Source organism: Actinomadura decatromicini (assembly GCF_008121305.1).
Taxonomy (GTDB): domain Bacteria; phylum Actinomycetota; class Actinomycetes; order Streptosporangiales; family Streptosporangiaceae; genus Spirillospora; species Spirillospora syzygii.
In genome coordinates this window covers 334,870-355,000 of sequence record NZ_VSRQ01000009.1, presented here as the reverse complement: position 1 = coordinate 355,000, position 20,131 = coordinate 334,870, and the positions used below count along the sequence as shown (strand labels likewise).

Genomic DNA, 20,131 nt, shown 5'->3' with positions numbered 1-20,131 from the left:
CGCGCACGAGACGAGGACGAATGACCGACCGCACCGAGCCGTCCGCCCCGGGGGCCGCGTCCCGGACGCGCAAACGGTGGGGACGGCTGCGCCGCCGGCTCTGGCAACCGCCGCGGCCCCACGGGGAGCAGCCGCTCGACCGCGACGTCAGCCCGCTCGAACTCTTCTACGACCTCATCGTGGTCGTGCTCGTCGGCCGCACCGCCGAGCACATGACCGACCACCTCACCTGGCGTGCGCTCGCGGACTTCGGCGCCGTGTTCGTCCTGATCTGGATCGCCTGGCTCAACAGCAGCCTGTACCACGACCTGCACGGGCGCGAGGACGCCCGGAGCCGCACCGTGCTGCTCGTGCAGGTCCTCGCCCTGGTCCCCGTGGGCGCGTTCATCCCCCGCGCCGGCCACGGAGCCGCGTTCCCGATCAGCACCGCGGTGGTGTTCGCGATCCTCGCCCTGATCTGGTACCTGGCCGGACGTCCCTCCGGGCCCGAGTACCGCCTCCCCAACCTGGCCTTCGTCGCCGGGACCGCGGCCGTCGCCGCCGTACTGGCCGCCACCGCCGGGCTGTCGGCCGACGCCCGCGTCCTCGCCTGGCTCGTCCTGGCCGCCGCCTACCTGACCGGGCTCGGCGTGATACTCGCGAAGGCCCCGCCCGGCCTGGCGATCACGCCCGCGCTCATCCACCGGTTCGGCCTGTTCATCATCATCGTGCTCGGCGAGACGGTGGTCGGGGTCGTCGACGGGCTGGCCCACGAACCCGCCGACGCGCTCACCATCACCGTCGGACTCGTCGCCGTCGTGATCGGCTTCGGCGCGTGGTGGACCTACTTCGACTTCGCCGGGCACCGCCCGCCGCGACCGACCCGCACGGCGACCGTCCAATGGATCATGACGCACCTGCCGCTGACCGCCGCCATCGCCGCAATCGGCGCGGCCATGCCCGGCCTGGTCGAGCACGCCCACTCCGCGCGGACGCCGCCCGCCATCGCATGGCTGCTCTGCGCCGCCACCGCCATCGTGCTCGGCGCGACCATGACCGTCGCGGCAAGCCTCCAGACCTGGCACACCAAACGCACCCTCTACCGGCTGCTCACCGCCGCGTGCGCCACCGTCGCCGCCCTGTGCCTCGCCCTCGCCGCCGCGCACCCGGCCCCGCTGCCCCTCGGCCTGGCACTGATCGTCCTGCTCGGCACCCCTTGGACCCTCGCGGTCACCCGCCGCGTGTCCAATGAGACCGAAACCCACCATTGATGGCCCCGGCGAGGCGCAGTGCCGCGCTCCCTGCACCGCCGCCCATATCGCGCTGCCTGTACCGCGACCGGCGGCTCGCTCGACCTCGTCCGCGGCCGGTCCCAGGACGGACATGCCCCTCGCTCCCCATCAGACTCCCCCTCAAGCGGCCCGCGTTCTCTCTGATGCGGCACGGCCACAAGCAGATCTCCAAGGCCCAGCGCGACGACCCCGCGGCGCCGACGCCCAAGCAGGTCCGCGACGGGAACCTGGCCTGGGTCGGTTCGAACCCGGTGGACTCCAAAGGTCCGCCGCAGCCGGCTCACCGAGACCCTGTTCAAGCGCAAGGATGCCGCGCCCAAGCAGGTGGTGCTATTTCTTGGCTGAGACGCTGCTGCAGATGCCCGGCGCAATCCAGGACGCCCTGACCGGCCCCGACTCCGATTCGGTCGGCTAGAGCGCTCCCGGCGGGGTTCGGCGGTCGAGCCGGCCGCCTTAACCAGCGGTCCTCGTGAGGGCGGCCCGGCCGCGTCGGCTGGGCGGCCCGCTCCGTACCTGTGTCGGCCATCGCTCTGCGGCCGCATCCGTTTCGCGCCGTGAACGCGTCGGAACGTCCGCCCGGCGTTATGTGTCAGGCGGCGCGGCGAAGCAGTTGCCAGGCTCTCGTCACTGGACGCCGGTGAGCCTTACGCGTGTGACCAGTTAGCGCCAACCCTTCGAGCTGTGCAGCGAAGGCCCAGCGAATAGGTTCAGCAACACACTATTTTTGTGATCCAGAGGCAGCTTGAAAGCATCCGAGTGCTCGGGCCTTCACAATATGGAGAGCTGGTAAATGACTGAACTGGTCGACTTTTACTGGATGCCCGACGCCTGGTTCGTCGGGCGCGAGGACTTACTGGCCGAACTCACCACGGCGACCGGCGAGCAGCGGATTCACCAGGTTGTCGGCGGTGCGGGCACGGGCAAGTCGTCGCTTCTCTTCCAGGCCGGTCGCAGGCTCGCCTCCAGCGGACTGGTCGTCGGTTACATCAGTGCCAGCCGGATCGCCGCCACCACCGCGGGAACCTCCGACGCCCAGGCGCGCACCACGCTCAGCTGGTGCTGCACCGCGGCCCGGCTCATCGCCACCGACCTCGCCGACGCCCATGTCACCGATGCCGCCCGCCAGAAGCGAACCCAGGACGCCGCGAACCGGATCGTCGACGCGGTCTGGCGTGCCGAGCGCATGTCCGACCCGAAATACCGTGGTGCGAACGGCTCTGGGCCGGACGTCCCGGAGGAGGCGGCGGCCGCCCGGCCCGAAGGCCTTCTCCGGCATCTGTTCGACGAGGTCAGGGAGGCGCTGTCGGGTTGCGAGGCTCAGACCGACGGCCACGCGGGCTTGGCCGTTCTCATCGACGAGTTCGATCGCGTCGAGGGGACGCCGACCGCCGAGTGGCTGCTCAGCCTGCTCGTCGAGTTGCCGGCAAGCGTGCGGATCATCGCGCGACGTCCGGGCGGCCCGGTACCCGAGGGCGTCGTCCGCCTCCTGCCCCCGCTGAGCCGCTCGGACGTCGCGGACTACCAGCGGGTCCGGCTGCCGTCCTCCGGGCACCTCGATCGTCACATCGCCGAGACGGTCGAGATGACCAGGGGTTACGCCCTCGCGGTCGGCATGGCCACCGACCTGTACGCCGCCTACGGCGACGGGCTCGACCTGAGAAGGGCGTTCGACAGGGCGCGGCCGGAAGGCCCCGGGACGTCCTCGTGGCTGGACGCGATCGGCGCGGCGCTGGACAGGCTGCTCGACGATCTGTGGAGGCCCGCCTCCTGGACGCGCGATCAGGGCGGGTTGCGCCTACTGGACAGGCTGAGCGTGGTCCGGCGGTTCGACGAGCCGCTGCTCGCCGCGCTCCTGCAGGACACCGGCGCCGAAGCGGCCGAGGTGTCCGCGCTTCAGTCCGTCCTGCGGCATCAGTCCTTCGTCGTCGGGTTCGACGACGACCTCGAACAGGGCCTGCGGCTGCACGAGGCCGTGCGCAGCAGACGCGAACGGGCATTGCTCGACCAGGACCTCGCCTTTTATCGACGGATTCACGGTTACGCCGCCGGGCACGCGGAAAGGCTGCTCAACGCGTTCGAAACCGACGAGGACGATGCGCTGTACCGTACATGGCACCGCTACGAACACCCCGAATGGCACGTCCTGCAAACCGACTGGCTTTTTCACCTGGCCCGCTCGGACGCCGAACCGCAAACGGTGGATCTCGCTTTCGCGCGGGTCTTCTTCGACGCCTTCTGGTGGTTCGGTGAGGCGGTGCCGTTCCCGCTCTGCGACGAGATCCTCGACCGGTTCGAGGACATGCCCCATACGAACGAGTCGCCCGCGAGCCGTGAATGGCTCAGGCATCTGAGGCAGTTCCGCGGCTCCTTCCCCAGCACGCTGCGGCCCGAGTACGCCGAGGCCAAGCAGTGGGAACGGTCCTGGGAGGCGCTCCAGGGGATGAGCGCCCTGCTCGACCGGGCGGCGCGCACCATCCGGCAGGACTCCCCCGAGGACGACAACGTCATGCACGTCAGGGGGCTGATCCAGACATACGTCGCCGAGGTGGGCGCTCACTTGGGGCAGCCGCTTGAGGAGGTCCTGGCCGCGTACCACGAGGCCAGGACCACCTTCGACTACCTGGAGGAGGAGTGGTGCGTGCTGTGGATCGACTACATGAGCGCCGATGTCATGTGCGCTCCGCAGTATCCGGGGCACCTCGACGAGGCCGAGCGGCAGATCGGTCCCCTGGAGGCGAGGATCGCCGAGCAGGCCGAATACGAGCTGCGCGTCCTGCTCGCCGAGACCCTCGCGGAGATCAGGTGGCAGCGCGCGTTCGAGGTGCCGCCGTCCGAGGCGGCGGGTCGGCTGCGCGCGGCCCTTGACGCCCATGCCCGCGCGGTCATGCACGCCTACGTCTTCAACACCCGCCAGGAGATGCCCGACCAGGCGCCGAGCGAATACACCAGGGTGCTGTACGAGTCGCGGATGGATCATGCCCGCGCGCGTATGCGCGACCTGAACCTGATCAGTGAGGACGGTTCGCGGGACGGCGAGCTGCGGGCAGCGGCCCGGCGCGAGCACGAGGCCGCCCTCGTCCGGATGGACCGGCTCTTCCGCCCGTACTGGGCGCACGTCCGGCAGGCCGAAGGAGGCGCATCGGCCGGTCCGCGGACGGCGGGCGGCGACCCGCTGGACGGCATCTTCCCTCCGCCCCCCACCAGCGCGGATCTCAACACCCGGTCCAGCCCGTTCGCCGACGCCGTCCGGCATTTCCTGCGGGTCCGCAGGCGCGAGCTGGACGACCGGTCGGTCAGCGCTCCGCTTCCGTGACCGACGCGGGGAGCTCGAAGAGGATCACCTCGCGCCCCGACCCGACGACCAGCACCCCGGGCGCGCTGTCAAGCGCCGTCACGGGATACGGGCAGGCGATCCGGTGGAGGAGGCGGGGATCGGACGGGTCCCGGACGCTCCAGATCATGACGTGACGATCCGTCCCGCCGCTGATCACCACGGGATGGTCGCCGAGTGTCGTGGCGAGCACCGCGAGCACCTCGCCGTCATGGCAGAGGGTCGCGAGGTGCTCGGCGTTCCGCAGATCCCAGAGGCGGACGTGGGCGTCCTCGCCACCGGTGACGACGAGCGGGCCGCCTTCCAGATCGGCGAAGGCGACCGTGTTGACCGCCCCGCTGTGGCCTCGCAGGTAGGTGCGGGTCTGCAGCGTGTCCAGCCACCAGACCTGGGCCCGCTCGTCGGTGCGGGCGCCGATCATCACCGGTCGGCCGTCGAGTTCACCGCAGGTCAGTGCTGTGATGACGCCGCGGCGCTGGGGGTCCGGCGGCAGGTGGCGCGGGGACGGCGGCCCGGCGCCCGGCACGTCCCGGATCCTTGTATCGGCCGCCCGCGGCACGTCCCAGACCCAAAGTCCTCCCCGGGCATCGGCCGCGGCCACCCGCAGAGCCGGGGCACCGCCGCCGTCGGTCGTGCGCGCCACTCCCCGGCAGGTCACCGCTGAGATCCTGCCGGAGGGTGCGCTCAGCACGATCGGCTGGGCGTCGGCGGCCGGGCGCCGGACGCTGACCTGCCCCTCGGCGCAGCCGAAGACCGCCACCGGCTCATCGCCCAGCACGCCGCGACCGACCGAGGTGACCGGCGCCCTACGAGCTGCCGGCGGCTGCCGGGGCTCGCCGGACGCCAGGTCCCAGCACCGGGCGGTATCGGCGGCCACGCTCACCACCACCGGTTCGCCCGGTACGCACGCGACCGCCGACACCTCGGCCGAGTGGCCGGAGTGCGGAGCCGGTGCGGCTGTGCCCGACCCGCTGGTCGGGGTGCGCCGCTGGCGGCGGGAGCCGCCCGTGATGGGCGCGGCGCCCGAGCGGCCCGGCCGCCCGGCGATAGTGCCTATGGCCGAAAGGTCCCAGGCTCTGACCGTTCCGTCGTCGTCCCCGCTGATCGCGAACGGCGGCCGGTCGGTTGCGTCGCCGAGGAAGGAAGCCGTGTCCCCTTGCGCGCACGCGATCTGGCGTACCGGAGTGGTGTGGCCGACGAGGGTTTCCAGCCGTCGCCTCACCGCGAGGTTCCAGACGCCGATCGTCCCGTCCGCGTGGCCGGTGAGGGCGATCGCGACACGGCCGATACGGGTGCAGGCCACCGCGAGCGCCCGCTCGTCGTCCATGCCCAGCGGCCCCAGGGGCTCACCGGAGTCCAGGTCCCAGAGCTGTACCGGCCCGTTCCGATGGCAGGTGACCGCCACCGGGGAACCGTTGAGGTCGGCGCAGGCCACGGCCTGCACTTCGGTCACGCCGTCGATCGAGGACGGCCGCCGCACCCCGGCCGACAGGTCCCACACCTGGGCTCCCCCGCCGCGACCGGCCAGGACCGCCAGCGCCTTCCTCGCCCCGGCCTGGAAGCAGGCGACCATCAGATCCGGCGAACCGGGAAACCCGGCTAGGTGCCGCCACGTGTCGAGGGTCGACGGACGCAGGCTTCCGGCGGAACCGTCGGGTCCGGCCGTGCTGCCGCACACCAGAACCGGCCCGTCTTCGATCACGGCGGCGCCCAAGGTGTGGGCACCGTGCCCGCGGATCGTCAGGCGTTCGGACAGGGCCCCGGTCCGCAGATCCCATGCGGTCACCATGCCGTCGTCACCGCTGGTGAACGCCACGGACCGGCCGTCGACGTCCACGCAGGCGACGGCCTGGACGATGTCGGCGCCGTCTGGCAGTGGGCATCGCAACTGGGAACCGTCGCGGACGTCCCAGAAACAGAGGTAGCCGTCCAAGCCGCCCGTGACAGCGACCTGACGGCCGTCAGGTAGGCGCGTCGCGGCGATGGCGCTCACCCCGGTGTCATGGCCGCGCAGGCTCCACAGCAACGCGCGGCTCGCCTGCGCGCCGCTCGCCCAGCGCGGCCGCACCGGCATCGGGGCGCTGAGCCCGCGCAGCAGGGTCGTGGCTCGGAAACGGGCGGCGTCGATGGCGAGGAGTTGCCGGCGTTCCTCCAGCAGGAGGCCGCGGTCGTCGGAGTCACCGGCCCGGTAGTGGTGGGCCGAGGTGCGGTAGACGTCGCGGACCGCCCTGCCCTCCGGCGTCCCTTCCAGCCTCGCGGTCCGGTTGAGCGCGCGCAGCAGCGACGCCGGCTCGGCGTGGACCAGGAACTCGGCATCGCCGATCAGCCTGTCCAGGACGCCGGGCGTCGCCTCGGCCGCGTGTTCGGCCAGATGGGCGATCAGGTAGGCCGGAGCCGTGTCCCATCCGGCACCGTCCCTCCCGCCACCATGGACGTGCAGCAGCGTCTCGACGATCGCCTGCTGGTCACGGGACCGCTTCGGTTCGGGCGGCAGCAGTTCCTCGTCGAGTGCGCGGTGGAACAGCCTCCTGGTGGCCCCCTCCGCGCTGTTTCCCGTGGTGAGCAGGTAGTCGGCGACGGGACCTGAGCGCATCCACTCCGGGTCGAGATGCCGGGCCCTCCTCGGGTCCAGGGCTCGGACGAACAACAGCCACTGGTCGTCGGTCAGCCCGGCGCCCCGGGCGTAGGCGAGAGCGGTCAGCACTCCGCGCATGGCGGTCCGCTCGGCCTCGCGGAACCGGTTCAGGTAGCTGTTGAGCGCCTCGCCGACGCCGGAGGGGATCATCTCCCGCGCGTCGAAACCGGGGTCGGCCGGGTCGACCGGCGCGTCCGCGCGGGCGAGCGTCAAGGCCGCCAGCGCGGCGACCAGGTAGTTGCCCTCGGCGCGGTCGCCGATCACCCGTGCCAGCCTCGCGCGCAGTTCCGGGTCGCGCCGGTACGCGCGCCATGCCGCACCGGACGGTTCGTGGACGTCCGTCTGGGCCAGCATGGCCGCCGCGGCCGTCTCCAGCCCTGGGAGGTCCTGGTACTCGCCGTCCAGGTCGACCAGGTCACAGGCTCCACCGGGCGGATTGAGGAGGGTCAGCAGGTCGTCGCCGTCGACGTCGCGGTTCAGCCGGCAGGCCACCGCGACGCGTACCCGGGGCACCCGCGCCAGCGCCGACAGCGCCTCGGCCATCTTCCTCGGCTCGCCCTCCGCCGCCTCGTCCAGCGCGTCGACCGCGATCTGGACGGAATCGGCCGCTCCAGTCCCGTCCCGCGAACTCAGCGCTTCGACCAGCGTTTCGAGGGAGGACGACTGCGGCACGCCGCACAGATCGGCCACCGCGTCCAACAGCGCGTCCATTGTGGCGCCACGGGCGTGGAACGCCAGGCTTCCGCCCCCGCTCGCCTCGGGCTGGTCGATGATCGCCCGGGCCAGCACCGAGGACTTCCCCGCGCCGGGCCTGCCGGTGATGACCAGGGGACGCCCGTCGGCCGCCGCCCTCAGACGCTCACCGACCCTGGCGACGGCCGCTGCCCGCCCACGGAACAGATCGACGTCCGGGTCGCCGGCCTGGCGGGCATAGGCCCGGCACGTGAAATGCGCCACCGACCCCGCACCGGCGAAGGACCACGGACGGGGCAGGTCTGGACACACCCTCCTCACCGCGCTGATCGGCACGAAGCGGGAGACCCGCAAGGTCGTGCTCGCCCCCCGCAACAGGCCGACCAGGCACGGACGCTCCCCCGCGAAGGCGATCACCGGGCCACCGCTCTGGCCCTTCAGCGAGCCGCGGGCCCGCTCGGGCCAGTCGACCTGCACGAACCCCTTGGCGATCACCGTCGGATTGGTGAAGTCCCGCCACGCGCCCTCGGCCCTCGGGTCCTCCTCCGGGTAGCCGAAGAGGTGCACCTTGTCAGGGAGGCGCCCGACCGGCCACAGCGCCACCGGCGCCACTCCCGGCGGCGCGTGGTCCAGTTCCAGCAGCGCCACGTCCAGGTTCTCCGGGGCCGCCTCGGGCCCGAGTTCGACGCGCCTGGCCCGGATCATGGGCAACCCGTCGAACCGCAGCCCGATCTTCGACCCCGCGCAGTCCTTCAGGACGTGCGCGGCGGTCAGCACGTGGGTGGGGTCGACCAGGACGCCGGAGCCACGGGGGACCGCCTCCTCCCCCTGGGCCACTTCGCCCTCTCTCAGCCGCCGGCAGACGACGGGCGCGGCCGCGACCACGCAGTCGAGAGGACCGGTCATTCCTCGGCCGTCCCCCCGCGCCTCCAGGTCAGCGTCACCTCGATCACGCTCTCGCCCTGCGCCTTGACGAAGTACCAGCCGAGCTTGCCGGACACCTTGACGCCGAACTTCATGGTCACCTCGTCGACTCCGGTGACCGTGGCGCGCGTGGAGGTCGCCAGCTCCTGCGCGGTGCCCGCGATACGCGCGAACTGCGTGCGCAGACGGCCGTGGTCGGAGATCTCGTCCTCGCCGCCCTGGTCGTCGAACAGGGCGGCGCTGTCCGACTCGAAAAGAACCTCGGATCCGTCTTCCAAGGTGTAGCGAACGAATTCCGTCACAACCCCGCCTTCTTCCCCGTCGCTCCGCCCAGTTGCCGGGCGCAACAAATCGCTTGAGCACGCACGACACGACAAACCTAAAACCTACTCGGTGTGGAAACGCACTAAATAATGGGCGGGCCAGAATCAGAGTTCAGGCAGCGCTTCGGCTTCCGGGGGCGGTTCCGCCGCCGAGAAGAGAGCGACGGCCCCAGCCGGACTTCCCCACGGATCGCGGAGCAGCATCAGCCGGACGGCGAGCGGCCGCAGCGAGCCGTCCCGGCAATGAACGGAAAGGCGCGCGGCACCGCGGTCGAGTCCGGTTTCGGTGTTGTTCGCCGGAGTTGCCATGAGCGCCTTGAATGCGGCCCAATGCGCTTCCTTGTACTCGTCCGGCACGATGATGTCGAGACTTTGTCCGACGACGGCATCGGCCTCGTGGCCGAACAGTGTCTCGGCGCCGGAGTCCCATGACCGGATCAGGCCATCGGTGTCGGCCACCACCACCGCGAACGAATCCTTCACGCCCGCTCCTCCTTGTACTAGGCCCCCGCGAGTGCGAGACGTATCGTGAACCGAGACGATGGGGGACTGTGAATCCTCACCCCCACGCACACGCGAACCTACCGAAGCCAGGCTTTCTCGCCCACGATTCAGTGCAATCTTGGTATGAATCCCCTTTACCAAGGAGCAGCCCATGACAGCACCGGCTTCCCCAGCGTTTCACATCGAGCCGCTGGCGCCCGTCGACGATTCCGGCCTGACCGATTTCTACGAGAATGTGCTCGTGCCGAACTTCCCCACGGACGAATTGGAGGCGAAGTCCGGTTTCATCGCCAGCGTCCGTTCCGGCGGCACCCGGGTCCTCACCGCTCGGACGGCGGAGGGCGACCTGCTGGGCGGCGCCGTCGGCGACTGGTTCGGCCGAAGCCAGGTGACGCTGCTGTCCTACCTGGCGGTGCGCCCCGGGCTGCGCGGCGGCGGGGTCGGCACGCAGTTGATGGCGGCGGCCACCGACGCGTGGACCGCGCACTGGAACCCCCGATTGCTGGTCGCCGAGATCGAGGACCCGCGCTACCACCACGACACGGCCTATGGCGATCCCCGGGCGCGCCTGCGCTTCTACGAACGGCTCGGCGCACGCTTCCTGCCGATCCCCTATTTCCAACCGGCGCTCGGCAAGTCCGGACGCCGGGTCCCCAGCCTGATGCTCATGGTCTTCGGCGGATCGGCGATGCCCGAGCACGATGGCACAGTGGACGGCGCCCTGGTCGAGGAGTTCCTGGCCGAGTACTTCGAAATCTGCGAAGGACCGCCGACCACCGACGATCTCCCGCTGAACCGGCTGCTGGAGTCCTGCCGCACCCCCGGTGGCCTACCGCTCGTCCCCGCCGCAGAACTACCCGACCCCAGAGACGAGCGATCCGTGGACCATCCGCGCCCCAGATCCACCACGTGATGCCCTCGGCGACGCGAGCGAACATGTCGATCTCATCATCCGCTCTGGCCTGAACATCGCCATCGATCCCCGGGCCGCCTGGCGTCCCTTGCGCTAGCAAGACGTCAACCAGTTGGCCGACGCGCTGAACCGTTCAGACCTGGTCGGCCGGCTCAGGGTGCGGGAGGCCCGCTGGGTTCCCGCCAACGGCAGCCGGCAGGACCACCCCGAGCCGGACTGGCAAGTAAATGTCGAGGAGCTCGGAGGACTCATGGACGCGCTGGTCTCCGCGCTCATCGACCAAGACGTGGGCAGCTCGCTTGCCGAGCTGGCGCAGATCGATGCACTGGCCGTCCCTCAACCACGCGTCCTGCAAATGGTCACCCGGCGCCCAGTCCCGCAGACCCTGGATACCGCAGGCTCACCACGATTCCGGAGGCAGGCAACTGAAGTGCCCTGGGCTGGGCCCGCATGAGTGGCGGCACTCGGCGCTGACCTATCTGGGCGAGGGCGGCGCGAGCCTGCTGATGCTGATGGCCAAGTCCCGACACAAGAAGACGGAGAACCTGCATCGCTACTTCCACCCCTCGCCGGAGGCGATCGCCGAGGTCACTAGTCTGCTGGGCCCCAGCGACCGCCGTTGGTGAGTCGGTGGCAGGTGTGGGCGGTGCGGTCAACACCGCCTGGGATGTCCTGCTTTGAGGAACACAGGAATGTGACCAGGTGAGGTTCGCGTCGGCACTCGGGGCAGGTGGGTTCGCCCGTGGTCGGTTTGCCCTCTTCAGGGGGTCGGCAAGGATCTTGCTATGCGGTACACCCGGGGCGGTACCCGACGGAACCTCGATACCGTCCGGCTCGCCGCAGGTCAGCGCGTCGGCCGTCGACGCAACCTGATCCGGTCCCGGCCGGCAAGCCGTCGTCCACAACCGAAACCCGGGCTCCGTTCAGCCCACTCCGACCCTGCGTGACCTGCGATAACGAGGCTGGAACGTACGCCGTTGCACGGCTCTTACCGACACCCCGGGGCCCAGGGCGGGCGCCGGCCCGGGCCCGAGCAGTCGCGGCCGGTTGGCCGACACCGGTCGGGCCGGTGGTCCCTGCGGCGTTCGCCGATTCCAATAAGAGAAGGACGGTGCGTGCCACGGGGGCGGCGCCTTGCGCAGGGGGACGGGGCGGCATGGCAGAGAGTTCGGGTGCTCGGCGAATGGTGGTGCTGGTCGACCAGCAGGGCAGGCTGCTGGCCGCCCATCACCTGGGCGAGCCGGACGGGGAGTATGTGGCCGGGCTGGGCACCTTGCCCGGGCAGCGGTTGCACGAGGTCGAGGTGCCCCGGGAGCTGGCCCAGGCCGACGACCTTCAGGTCCTGCACGCCCTGGCAGGGTTCCGGCTCGGGGAAGCGGGCGTGCTGGTGGAGCGGGAGGGCTGAGGCATGTCGTTCAACGGGGTCCGGCCGCCCGGCGGTAAGCCGTTCGCGCTGTACGCCGGCGACGCGCCGGTGCGGATCTGGGTCGAGCGGGCCGACGGCACCGATTTCGGCGCCCAATGGATCATGGCCAATCCGGTGGGCGGGGAGTGCCTGCTGGAGGTGAGCCGCTTCGGCAAGGAACGCTATCTGCGGCGCGGCGCGCGCGGCTACTCCACCCGGTACTGGGTGAGCGTCGCCGCCCTCTACGACAGCGTGATCATGCCAGCGCAGTTCGACATGCAGGGCGGCGGCAATGTCTGAGGCCCCGCCCGCCGGCCCGGGACACCTCGCAGCCGACCAGCGTGCGCAGGCACACCAGACCCTGACCCGGCACCTGCAGGCGCTGGCCGCCCGGCATGCGGAGATCGGCCGCGTCAACGGCCTGGCCATGAACGCGCTGCACCACGGAATGCATCGCCTGCTCGCCCCCGATGACCGCTACCGGAGCCAGATGGCGGCGGTCATTGAACAGCGAGGCGACCGGACCCGGCCACCCGATCTCGTCGCCGACCGCCGCGCGCACCGCCTGGGCGGCGACGTGATGACCGACGAGCGGCTGCTGGAGCACGCCCGCCACGGCCTGCTGTCGGGTCCCGACCCCTTCCAGGACCCGCACCTGGACATCTACGCCGCCCCCTACGCCGACCACGGAACCTACCTGGGCGGGACCGGGCGTCCGCACCACACCGAAGACGTCTGGGCGTCCAGGGCGACCGGGGAGATGGGCTGGAGTTTCCAGATCTTCCCCGAGCCCGGGACCATCGTGTGCAGCTCGGCGATCTGGGTCGACTTCATGCGCATCACCCCCGGACACCCGCCCGGCCAGGGCCCGGCCGGCACCGCGCAGGTACGCACCTACACACCGTATGAGTACCTGTGGAACAACCAGTCCGACATGGCGGTCGCCCGCAGCTCGGCGCACTGGGGCATCTACGTGCTCAGCTGGGACCTGCACGGCGGCCCACCCGCCCTCGAGCAGGACCACATCCACCCGGCCCCGGTCTGGGACGACCTGACCGGCTGGAACTGGGTCCACGCCAACCCTGGATGGCCCTCGGTCACCTCCGACCACGCCTTCCCCGGCTACGGGCCACCGGTACCGACCTTCCCGATCAGGCCCGAACGCCTGTACTCGGCCGCGATCTGGTGCTGGACGACCGGCGACGCCATCGGACAGGCCCAACCAGATCTGGGAAGCTACGCCCTGGCAGCCCTATGGGCCCAGGTCCGCATGATCGTCATCGCCCAGACCTGAAACACCCGGCCAGCTTGAAGTCCGCCTTGTCTCCCCGGAGCTGTGCTGGTCGGGGACGGTCTGCATGGTTTCGTCCGCGTCTAGCGGCAACGTTTGTCGATGAGTTTGAGCAACACCCCTGATCGTCGGGTTGCCGTGTTCACGAGTTTCAGCAACAGCCCCGGTCTCGCAGGGAGAGTATCTACCTTGTCACCCTCCGTGAGGGGGCTTGGATGGCGCGGCACTCCAAGACCGAGCTGTACGCGGCCATCCGTCGCGATGTGCGGGACGGGCTGTCGATCGGGGCGGTGATGCGCAAGCATGGCGTCTCGCACCCGACGGTGCGTCAGGCGCTGGACTCGGCGTGGCCGAAGCCGCGCAAGAAGATGGAGCCGCGGGCATCACTGCTGGATCCGTTCAAGCCGGTGATCGATGCGATGTTGCGAGCGGATCTAAACGCGCCGCGCAAGCAGCGTCACACCGTCAAGCGGATCTTCGACCGGCTCGTCGACGAGCATGACGCGCCGGTGTCCTACGGGATCGTGCGACGCTATGTCGCCGAGCGTCGGCCGCAGATCCGGGTGGAGGCCGGCCGGGGATCGGTCGAGGCGTTCATCTCCCAGACCCACCGGCCCGGCGCCGAAGCCGAGCTCGACTTCGGTGACGTCACGGTCCGGATCCGCGGGCAGCAGGTGACCTGCTACCAGTTCAGCCTGCGGTTGTCGTATTCGGGCAAGGCGGTGCATCGGGTGTTCATGTCCGGTGGGCAGGAGGCGTTCTTCGAGGGCCACGTCCATGCGTCCGAGGTGTCGGGCGGGGTGCCGTTCGGCAAGATCCGTTACGACAACCTCAAGCCCGCGGTCGCCCAGATCCTGGGGTTCACCCGGCAGCGGGTGGAGACCGAGCGGTGGATGGCGTTCCGCTCCCACTACGGCATCGAGAGCTTCTACCGCCGCCCGGGGATCGGGGGGCGCCCACGAGAAGGGCGGGGTGGAAGGGCAGATCGGCTGGTTTCGCCGCAACCACTTTGTCCCGGTGCCCGAGGTCGACTCGCTGGCCGAGCTTAACCAGATGATCGACCGCTGGGACGAGGAGGACGAGGCGCGGCGGATCCGGTCGCGTCCCCGCACGATCGGTGAGCTGTTCGCCGTTGAGCGGCCACTGCGGCAGCCGCTGCCGGTCGAGGCGTTCGAGACCGGCCGGCACTTCACGCTGCGGGTCGACCGGCACAGCCGGATCAGCGTCCGCACCAACCGCTACTCGGTGCCGGTCCGGCTGATCGGTCGGATGGTCCAGGTCGTGCTGCACGCCTCGGATCTGGTCGCCTATGACGGACGCGAACAAGTCGCACGGCAGGAGCGCATCAGAGCCAAAGGCGGACGGCAACTGGAGCTGGCGACCGCGAGGGCACCCGCGCCCTGATCGACGTGCTGCTGCTGAACCGGCAGATGAACCACGAGCACATCGTCGCCGGGATAGCCGCGGCGTTGCGGGCCGGCTATCGGGTGAAATACACCCTGGCCACCAAGCTGGTGAACGAGCTGGTCGAGGCCGCCTACGACAAGCAGCTCAACAAGACCATCGCCCGCTACGGCCGCGTCGACCTGCTCTGCATCGACGAGCTGGGATACATGGAACTCGACCGCCGCGGCGCCGAGTTGCTGTTCCAGGTCCTGACCGAGCGCGAGGAGAAGAACAGCCTGGCCATCGCCTCCAACGGAGCCTTCGGCGGCACCATCATCGAGACCGGCACCGACTCCTGCCGACTCGCTCAGACCCGAGCCCGAGAGCAGGCCGCCGACTGAACCACCTCCTTGGGGGCCCGTGAGGCCGCCACTTCGCCAGCGTCCGCCCCAGACGGGCTCAGAAACAGGCGCTCACCTATCCACCGCCACCTCACCGTCGCTGAAATTCATCAACATCATCTTCGTTGCAGGCTCCCGACCGTCGCTCAAACCGACGCATGAACGTTGCTGCATCTGGCGGCCGTAACCATGCTGTCTCTCGACGGCGAGAAAGTCTTCGCCACACAGCTCGCGGCCAAGGCCGAACGCTCCCGTCTGCCCGGCTGACCTAGGCCGGTCCTCTCGAACACGAACATCCTTGCGGGCCTTCAAGCCCGCGCAGAGCGCGTAACGGCCGGGGACCGGAAGACCGCTGAACGGCCCTCGAACCAACCTTGTCGCTTCCACCGCGAGGTGACGGTTGTGCCGCGCGTCGCGGACCGCCCGGTAGATAGCCCATCATTTCTCGCGGTGCCCCGTCCGGGGTATTGGTGTGGCTATTTCCAGTCGAGACAGACCACCACTGCGTCGTCGAGGAGCTCCTGGCCTTCGTGATAGTCCATGAGGCTGGTGATGATCGACAGGGGCACTTCGGCGGGGTCCTGGAGGCGGGTGTTGAAGATTTGTTGTTGAAGGACCTTGGTGCCGAAGTCTTCGCCGTAGGGTGAAATAGCAGAGTAGACGCCGTCGCTGACGATCAGCAGCCGGTCTCCGGGGTCGAGTTTGAACTCCTGGGCCTTGTACTCGGTGTCGGGGAACATTCCCAACGGCATTTGGTGCTCCAGTTCGATCGGGATCACCTGTTCCCCGCGCATCCGGAAGATGTGGGGCGATCCCGCGTCGACGGCTGATACCAGGCCGCTGGCCAGGTCGATGCGCAGCAGTATGGTCTCGGTGAACTCGTGGCCGCGGTACCGCGCGTTGACCACGGCACCGGCGAGGCCGGCCTGGTCGGCCAGTTCTTCGCCTGAGCGCCGCGAGTTGCGGAGCGCTCCCACGGTCAGGGCGGTCAGCAGCGCCGCTTGAATGCCGGTCCCCGACCCGTTGGTCACGGTCAGCGTCAGATGGTCTTGTTCGGTGGACCAGTCGAAGTTGTCGCCGGCGATTGAGTACGCGGGTTCCAGGTGGCCGGCCAGGGAGAATTCCTTGCTGGTGCTTCCGTGCCCGGGAAGCAACTGCCACTGGATCTCCGCGGCCAAGGTCAGGCGCTGGCGGCGCCGCGCGCGTTCATAGCGGTCACTATGGTTCCAGGCGACCTTCAGGGCGGCACCGACGAGCTCGCCGATCTCGACCAGGTCGTCGATCAGGCGGTCGGCGTCAGGAGCCAGGGTGAGCACGCTCAGCACACCCAGGCGTTCGCCCCGCGCTGTGACCGGGGCGAAGAGCTGGCACGCGGGGCCTTCCGCTGAAACGTGCTGCCGAATAACCGGGCAGCGAGAGACGAACGCCTGCCCCGCCGCAGTGCCCTGCACTTTGAGCGCCTCGTCCGCAGCCGGGCCGTTGACGGGAACCAGAACATTGAGGTGGTAATCGGCGAGGAACAGCTGAGAGCCCACCACTGCCGGGAGATGCGCTGTCAGTGCCTTTCCCAAGGCCTCCGGCAGAGAATGCGCGGGCGCCGATCTGATCGCGCGTTCCACCTCGGCGGGCCGGTGCGAGGTGATCATCACCCCACCACCGGGGTCGCTGCCAGGTGCGGTGCGTGGAGTCGTCCGTGACGGCCAGGGGTCGGGCCGTCGGCCACCGACACCCCCGTCGGGGGCGAAGATCCATGAACGGCCTGGAGGGTAGGCACCTGCTTCGCCTTTTGGTCATCGACCGGGATGCGGGTTTGAGTCGCAACCAGGTCGCCGGTCTTCTTGTTATCCAGCCCTCGTCGGCGTCGCCCGACTGTGACCGGTTGGAAGCCACCGGTCTGGCCGGGAGGGAAGGACGCACCGTCGACCGCCGATAGACGGTCCAGTTCCTCACACATCACGGGCGGCAGCTCCTCCACCAGATCGCCCACCGACGCTGAGGCGATCGTGCCGTTCTCGTGGCCCGGATGTCGGCTGCAGGCCGCGCCGCCCTCCTTCACGGTCTCTCTGACCTTCGGGCAGCGCCTTAAGTTACCTCAGCCTCTGACGTGCCAGAAGACCCATCTGCGGGGCGTCATCGGCTGAACACTCTCCAGCCTTCAGGGCGCCGTGGGACCGCAGCGGCAGGGGGCGTCTGCACCAAACGTTCTTGGACGAACCGTCTGGTGTTCGCCCTACTGGATGATGCGTGTCTGCCGCGATCACTGTTGACCGTTGCCGGCGCTGCATATCGTCAGCCGTGCGAGTACCGCCTCGCAAAAGCGCCATGATCGCCGGTGTCGTCCGGGCGGGCGTTGAGAGCCGGATGCCCATGCCGAAGCCTGGTCCCGGCCTGCTACGGCGAAGACCTCATCGGCCCGCTTGGGCCTTGGAGACAAGCGAGCAGGGACAGCCTGCTGGCGCTGGAAAGTTGGTGTTCGGCGAGGCGCCCTGGCAAAGTGTTACATGCGGCAATTAGTGTCATCGGGCAACGAACTGGGAGGGGTTGGGGTGGTGGGCTTCATCGAGTGCCCGTGTGCGCGGCGAAGGCGGCCAAGCCTTGCAGCAGCTGGCTGCGCTGCTCGGCGGACATACGGGCCAGGATCGTTTTCAGGTCGGCGCGGCGCTGCAGCGTGATGTCGTTCAGCACCTGCGTGCCTTCGGCGGTGGGCCGCAGGGTGACCTGGCGGCGGTCGATGTCGGCGGGAGCCCGTTCCAGCAGCGAGGCGACGACCAGCCGTTCGCACAGACGGCTGACCGAGGACGGCATCGCGTCGAGTTCCCTGGCCAGCTCGCGGACGCTGATGCCGGGCTTGTCGGCGACGACCTGGAGGGCGCGCAGTTGCGAGGGGGGAAGGTGGCCCGCCACGTGCTCTTGGGCTTGGCACCAGATGGCAACGAAGGCGCGGCCGACCTCTGCCAGCTCCTGTTCCTCCGTTCTCTCGGCGGGCCGCTCCGGCTTCGGGAACTCGATCGGCTCACGGGTGGTACGCGATGGCACGGGATCTCCCGGTTTCAGTTCTGGTGCGCTGGGACCTTCCCTTGCCCGCCCCAAGGCACCCGTATCTCTCGATCGCCGCTCGGCACAGTGACGCCCGCAAGAAAGGTACCCCGTGAAGGACGGTGTCGCGATGTCCGCTGGGCCCACCTCTCCCCCGTTCGATGCGGTCGTGGGTGCCCCCACGCGGTCGGCGCCACGGACGCTTCGGACCCCGCCGGGGCGGCGGTGGCTGAAATCCTGCGGGCGCGGCGGGAACAACTGGCTCAGCGGTGGGCGGATGCGACGCTGTTCCGGACGGTCTTCGCCGACAGCCGCGACCAGGCTGTCTCGGCCACTGACCGGTTGGTCGAGTCCTCGGCCGACCTCGCCGCGGCGGGCCGGTGCGCCGATCCGGCCGCACCGGGGTTCGACCGGGTGCGCCAGGACCTGGCGCGGATCGTCACGGTGCGCACGGCGTCCGGTACCCCGGCCGAGCAGGTGCACATGGAGGTCGCCGAGCTTCGCGAGCCGGTGGTCACGCCAGCGCGTCACCGGTTCGGCGCCACTGGAGCGCACGCCGGGCAGCACAGCCCGAACGGCGCTGACAAGGCGGTGACCGCCGCCGAACTAATAGGCACGCATCGGCTGGCGATGGCCGAGGCCGCACGCGCCGGTGTCGCGATCCTGGGCATCCCCGGCGTCACGATGGTCGACACGGTGGTCGCCCAGCCTCTGATGCGCACGGCCACGGCGGTGCGGCTGATGGGCGGGACGTGCGTGATCAGCGGGATCCGCCCGCAGATCGCCCAGATTATCGCCGCGCTCGGCATCGACCTGGGCAAGGTCCGCGCCGAGGCGTCGCCGGCCGACGCGCTGGGGTGGGCCCTCGCCCGCTTGGGCGTCTCCGGGACCCGGTGAGGGCCGATGGAGGGCGTTCCAGTCATGCCGCTCGGACGGGTAGTCCTGGCTGGCGTCCAAAGAGAGGTAACCGACCACGTGGTCGGCGCGCTGCGCGAAGAACTCCTGGCACAGGTGACCGCACGAAGGGCTCGCGTTGTGGTCATCGACGTCTCCGGATTCCAGGTGTTCGACTCCTACGTGTCGCGGGTGCTGACCGAGACGGCGCAGGCACTGCGGCTGCTCTCGGCACGCATGGTGGTGGCGGGATGAGTCCGGCGATGGCCGTGATCCTGGCGGAGATGGGCTTGGACCTTGCCGGACTCGCCACCGCCCGGTCACTGTCCCACGCCCTGCAGATCCTGGCCCTCGGTTCCATCCCGCCGCCACGCTCCGCCGAGGCCGCGTCGCAGGACCCGGCTTGACCAGCCCGGATCCCGGCCGGGACGACGCTGCCGGCTCGACGGCCGAACGGGCCGACGCGCAGGCTCGCACTGTCCGGCAGATACGGGAAGACCCCGACCTCATCCGGCTGCGCCGGGCCGTGCGTGAATGTTCCGTCCGGTCTGGCATGTCGCTGATCGAACAGACCAAGTTCATGACAGCGGCCAGCGAACTGGCCCGCAACACCCTCGTCCATGGAGGCGGCGGCCAGGTCGAGATCATCGAGCTGCACCGGCCCGGCGCAGACACCGGGGAGCGCGGCATACGGCTGGTGTTCACCGATCAAGGACCCGGCATCGCCGACGCAACGCAAGCGATGACCGACGGCTACACCGCGAGCGGCGGACTCGGGCTCGGTCTAAGCGGGGCCCGCCGCCTGGTCGAAGAGTTCGATCTGCGAACCACCCTCGGCTCGGGCACCACCGTCATCATCACCTCGTGGGCACATTCCGGCCGTCCAAGCCGCGGCACCGTCCCCCACGACTCCAACGCGGGTTACAGCGGCGCCACCGGCTCGCGATGGGGAAACGCATGCGGATGACCGCCGGGCAGGCGGTGCCGATCCGGGACCGCAGCGATCTGCGCACCCGCCCGCAACCTCACCACACGGGCACCGGATATCGCCGGTGACGTGGTCTGCGGGGCGGTCGGGGTGTGCTGTTGGAGCACACGCGGGAGGATTACGCCCCGGGATCTGA

Annotated in this window: 19 protein-coding genes; 14 read left to right on the top strand and 5 right to left on the bottom strand. The window is 69.8% G+C overall.

Translation table 11 applies throughout. The features are described 5' to 3' along the window. Window positions 1-20 precede the first annotated feature (20 nt). Both FXF68_RS36090 and FXF68_RS36085 read left to right on the top strand, forming a co-directional pair. Window positions 21-1,250, top strand: coding sequence for a low temperature requirement protein A (locus FXF68_RS36090; protein ID WP_148767313.1), 1,230 nt, complete (start codon window positions 21-23; stop codon window positions 1,248-1,250). A gap of 811 nt (window positions 1,251-2,061) precedes the next feature. Further along, complete coding sequence (locus FXF68_RS36085; protein ID WP_148767312.1) at window positions 2,062-4,584, top strand: AAA family ATPase; 2,523 nt, start codon at window positions 2,062-2,064, stop codon at window positions 4,582-4,584. On the opposite strand, the gene FXF68_RS36080 is transcribed toward FXF68_RS36085, so the two are convergent. The 3 genes from FXF68_RS36080 to FXF68_RS36070 all read right to left on the bottom strand — a co-directional run bounded on the left by FXF68_RS36080 (window position 4,565) and on the right by FXF68_RS36070 (window position 9,660). Then, window positions 4,565-8,836, bottom strand: a complete 4,272-nt coding sequence (locus FXF68_RS36080; protein ID WP_148767311.1) for a trypsin-like peptidase domain-containing protein — start codon at window positions 8,834-8,836, stop codon at window positions 4,565-4,567. The two genes, FXF68_RS36085 and FXF68_RS36080, sit on opposite strands and share 20 nt — an antisense overlap. Then, window positions 8,833-9,156, bottom strand: a complete 324-nt coding sequence (locus FXF68_RS36075) for a CU044_2847 family protein (RefSeq protein ID WP_148767310.1) — start codon at window positions 9,154-9,156, stop codon at window positions 8,833-8,835. The genes FXF68_RS36080 and FXF68_RS36075 overlap by 4 nt, the downstream gene beginning before the upstream one ends. A 126-nt stretch (window positions 9,157-9,282) precedes the next feature. Continuing rightward, window positions 9,283-9,660, bottom strand: a complete 378-nt coding sequence (locus FXF68_RS36070; RefSeq protein ID WP_187438285.1) for a PAS domain-containing protein — start codon at window positions 9,658-9,660, stop codon at window positions 9,283-9,285. A 172-nt stretch (window positions 9,661-9,832) separates the two neighbouring features. Between FXF68_RS36070 and FXF68_RS36065 the strand changes: the two genes are divergently transcribed. The 8 genes from FXF68_RS36065 to FXF68_RS42815 all read left to right on the top strand — a co-directional run bounded on the left by FXF68_RS36065 (window position 9,833) and on the right by FXF68_RS42815 (window position 15,077). Continuing rightward, complete coding sequence (locus FXF68_RS36065; protein WP_148767308.1) at window positions 9,833-10,594, top strand: GNAT family N-acetyltransferase; 762 nt, start codon at window positions 9,833-9,835, stop codon at window positions 10,592-10,594. A gap of 112 nt (window positions 10,595-10,706) precedes the next feature. After that, window positions 10,707-11,048: a hypothetical protein gene (locus FXF68_RS42820; protein WP_187438284.1), complete on the top strand. Its 342-nt coding sequence runs from the start codon at window positions 10,707-10,709 to the stop codon at window positions 11,046-11,048. Window positions 11,049-11,750: 702 nt separating this feature from the next. Beyond that, the gene (locus FXF68_RS36055; RefSeq protein ID WP_148767307.1) at window positions 11,751-11,999 is read left to right on the top strand and encodes a hypothetical protein; all 249 of its coding nucleotides are present in this window, start codon (window positions 11,751-11,753) and stop codon (window positions 11,997-11,999) included. 3 nt (window positions 12,000-12,002) lie between these two features. Next, the gene (locus FXF68_RS36050) at window positions 12,003-12,299 is read left to right on the top strand and encodes a hypothetical protein (protein ID WP_148767306.1); all 297 of its coding nucleotides are present in this window, start codon (window positions 12,003-12,005) and stop codon (window positions 12,297-12,299) included. After that, a complete protein-coding gene (locus tag FXF68_RS36045; RefSeq protein WP_148767305.1) occupies window positions 12,292-13,293 on the top strand; it encodes a hypothetical protein in 1,002 nt (333 codons plus the stop codon). The genes FXF68_RS36050 and FXF68_RS36045 overlap by 8 nt, the downstream gene beginning before the upstream one ends. A 212-nt stretch (window positions 13,294-13,505) precedes the next feature. Further along, entirely contained in the window at window positions 13,506-14,339 is an 834-nt protein-coding gene (gene istA / locus FXF68_RS36040) for an IS21 family transposase (RefSeq protein ID WP_222870250.1), read from the top strand. Then, on the top strand, window positions 14,308-14,694 hold the full coding sequence (locus tag FXF68_RS43505; RefSeq protein ID WP_222870249.1) for a Mu transposase domain-containing protein: 387 nt from the start codon (window positions 14,308-14,310) through the stop codon (window positions 14,692-14,694). Before istA ends, FXF68_RS43505 begins: the two co-directional genes overlap by 32 nt. A 5-nt stretch (window positions 14,695-14,699) precedes the next feature. Then, on the top strand, window positions 14,700-15,077 hold the full coding sequence (locus FXF68_RS42815) for an ATP-binding protein (RefSeq protein ID WP_425458649.1): 378 nt from the start codon (window positions 14,700-14,702) through the stop codon (window positions 15,075-15,077). A gap of 476 nt (window positions 15,078-15,553) precedes the next feature. On the opposite strand, the gene FXF68_RS36035 is transcribed toward FXF68_RS42815, so the two are convergent. Next, a complete protein-coding gene (locus FXF68_RS36035) occupies window positions 15,554-16,723 on the bottom strand; it encodes a PP2C family protein-serine/threonine phosphatase (protein ID WP_148767304.1) in 1,170 nt (389 codons plus the stop codon). A gap of 910 nt (window positions 16,724-17,633) precedes the next feature. Continuing rightward, complete coding sequence (locus tag FXF68_RS42810) at window positions 17,634-18,113, bottom strand: MarR family winged helix-turn-helix transcriptional regulator (RefSeq protein WP_187438283.1); 480 nt, start codon at window positions 18,111-18,113, stop codon at window positions 17,634-17,636. Between the two features lie 225 nt (window positions 18,114-18,338). Between FXF68_RS42810 and FXF68_RS36025 the strand changes: the two genes are divergently transcribed. From FXF68_RS36025 to FXF68_RS36015, 4 genes are read left to right on the top strand one after another with little or no spacing between them, the layout of a single operon-like run. Next, entirely contained in the window at window positions 18,339-19,010 is a 672-nt protein-coding gene (locus FXF68_RS36025; protein WP_148767344.1) for an STAS domain-containing protein, read from the top strand. A 6-nt stretch (window positions 19,011-19,016) separates the two neighbouring features. Next, the gene (locus FXF68_RS36020; protein WP_148767303.1) at window positions 19,017-19,262 is read left to right on the top strand and encodes an STAS domain-containing protein; all 246 of its coding nucleotides are present in this window, start codon (window positions 19,017-19,019) and stop codon (window positions 19,260-19,262) included. Between the two features lie 8 nt (window positions 19,263-19,270). Further along, a complete protein-coding gene (locus FXF68_RS42805; RefSeq protein WP_187438282.1) occupies window positions 19,271-19,414 on the top strand; it encodes a hypothetical protein in 144 nt (47 codons plus the stop codon). Further along, complete coding sequence (locus FXF68_RS36015) at window positions 19,411-19,974, top strand: ATP-binding protein (protein ID WP_342787227.1); 564 nt, start codon at window positions 19,411-19,413, stop codon at window positions 19,972-19,974. The genes FXF68_RS42805 and FXF68_RS36015 overlap by 4 nt, the downstream gene beginning before the upstream one ends. The last annotated feature ends 157 nt before the right edge of the window (window positions 19,975-20,131 follow it).

What these genes read in the sequence shown, in the direction of transcription:
- FXF68_RS36080 (WP_148767311.1), bottom strand. Translation starts at nt 8,836, where the DNA reads ATGACCGGTCCTCTCGACTGCGTGGTCGCGGCCGCGCCCGTCGTCTGC.
- FXF68_RS36085 (WP_148767312.1), top strand. Translation starts at nt 2,062, where the DNA reads ATGACTGAACTGGTCGACTTTTACTGGATGCCCGACGCCTGGTTCGTC.
- FXF68_RS36065 (WP_148767308.1), top strand. Translation starts at nt 9,833, where the DNA reads ATGACAGCACCGGCTTCCCCAGCGTTTCACATCGAGCCGCTGGCGCCC.
- FXF68_RS36050 (WP_148767306.1), top strand. Translation starts at nt 12,003, where the DNA reads ATGTCGTTCAACGGGGTCCGGCCGCCCGGCGGTAAGCCGTTCGCGCTG.
- FXF68_RS36035 (WP_148767304.1), bottom strand. Translation starts at nt 16,723, where the DNA reads ATGATCACCTCGCACCGGCCCGCCGAGGTGGAACGCGCGATCAGATCG.
- FXF68_RS36045 (WP_148767305.1), top strand. Translation starts at nt 12,292, where the DNA reads ATGTCTGAGGCCCCGCCCGCCGGCCCGGGACACCTCGCAGCCGACCAG.
- istA (WP_222870250.1), top strand. Translation starts at nt 13,506, where the DNA reads ATGGCGCGGCACTCCAAGACCGAGCTGTACGCGGCCATCCGTCGCGAT.
- FXF68_RS36020 (WP_148767303.1), top strand. Translation starts at nt 19,017, where the DNA reads ATGGAGGGCGTTCCAGTCATGCCGCTCGGACGGGTAGTCCTGGCTGGC.
- FXF68_RS36055 (WP_148767307.1), top strand. Translation starts at nt 11,751, where the DNA reads ATGGCAGAGAGTTCGGGTGCTCGGCGAATGGTGGTGCTGGTCGACCAG.
- FXF68_RS36090 (WP_148767313.1), top strand. Translation starts at nt 21, where the DNA reads ATGACCGACCGCACCGAGCCGTCCGCCCCGGGGGCCGCGTCCCGGACG.
- FXF68_RS42805 (WP_187438282.1), top strand. Translation starts at nt 19,271, where the DNA reads ATGGCCGTGATCCTGGCGGAGATGGGCTTGGACCTTGCCGGACTCGCC.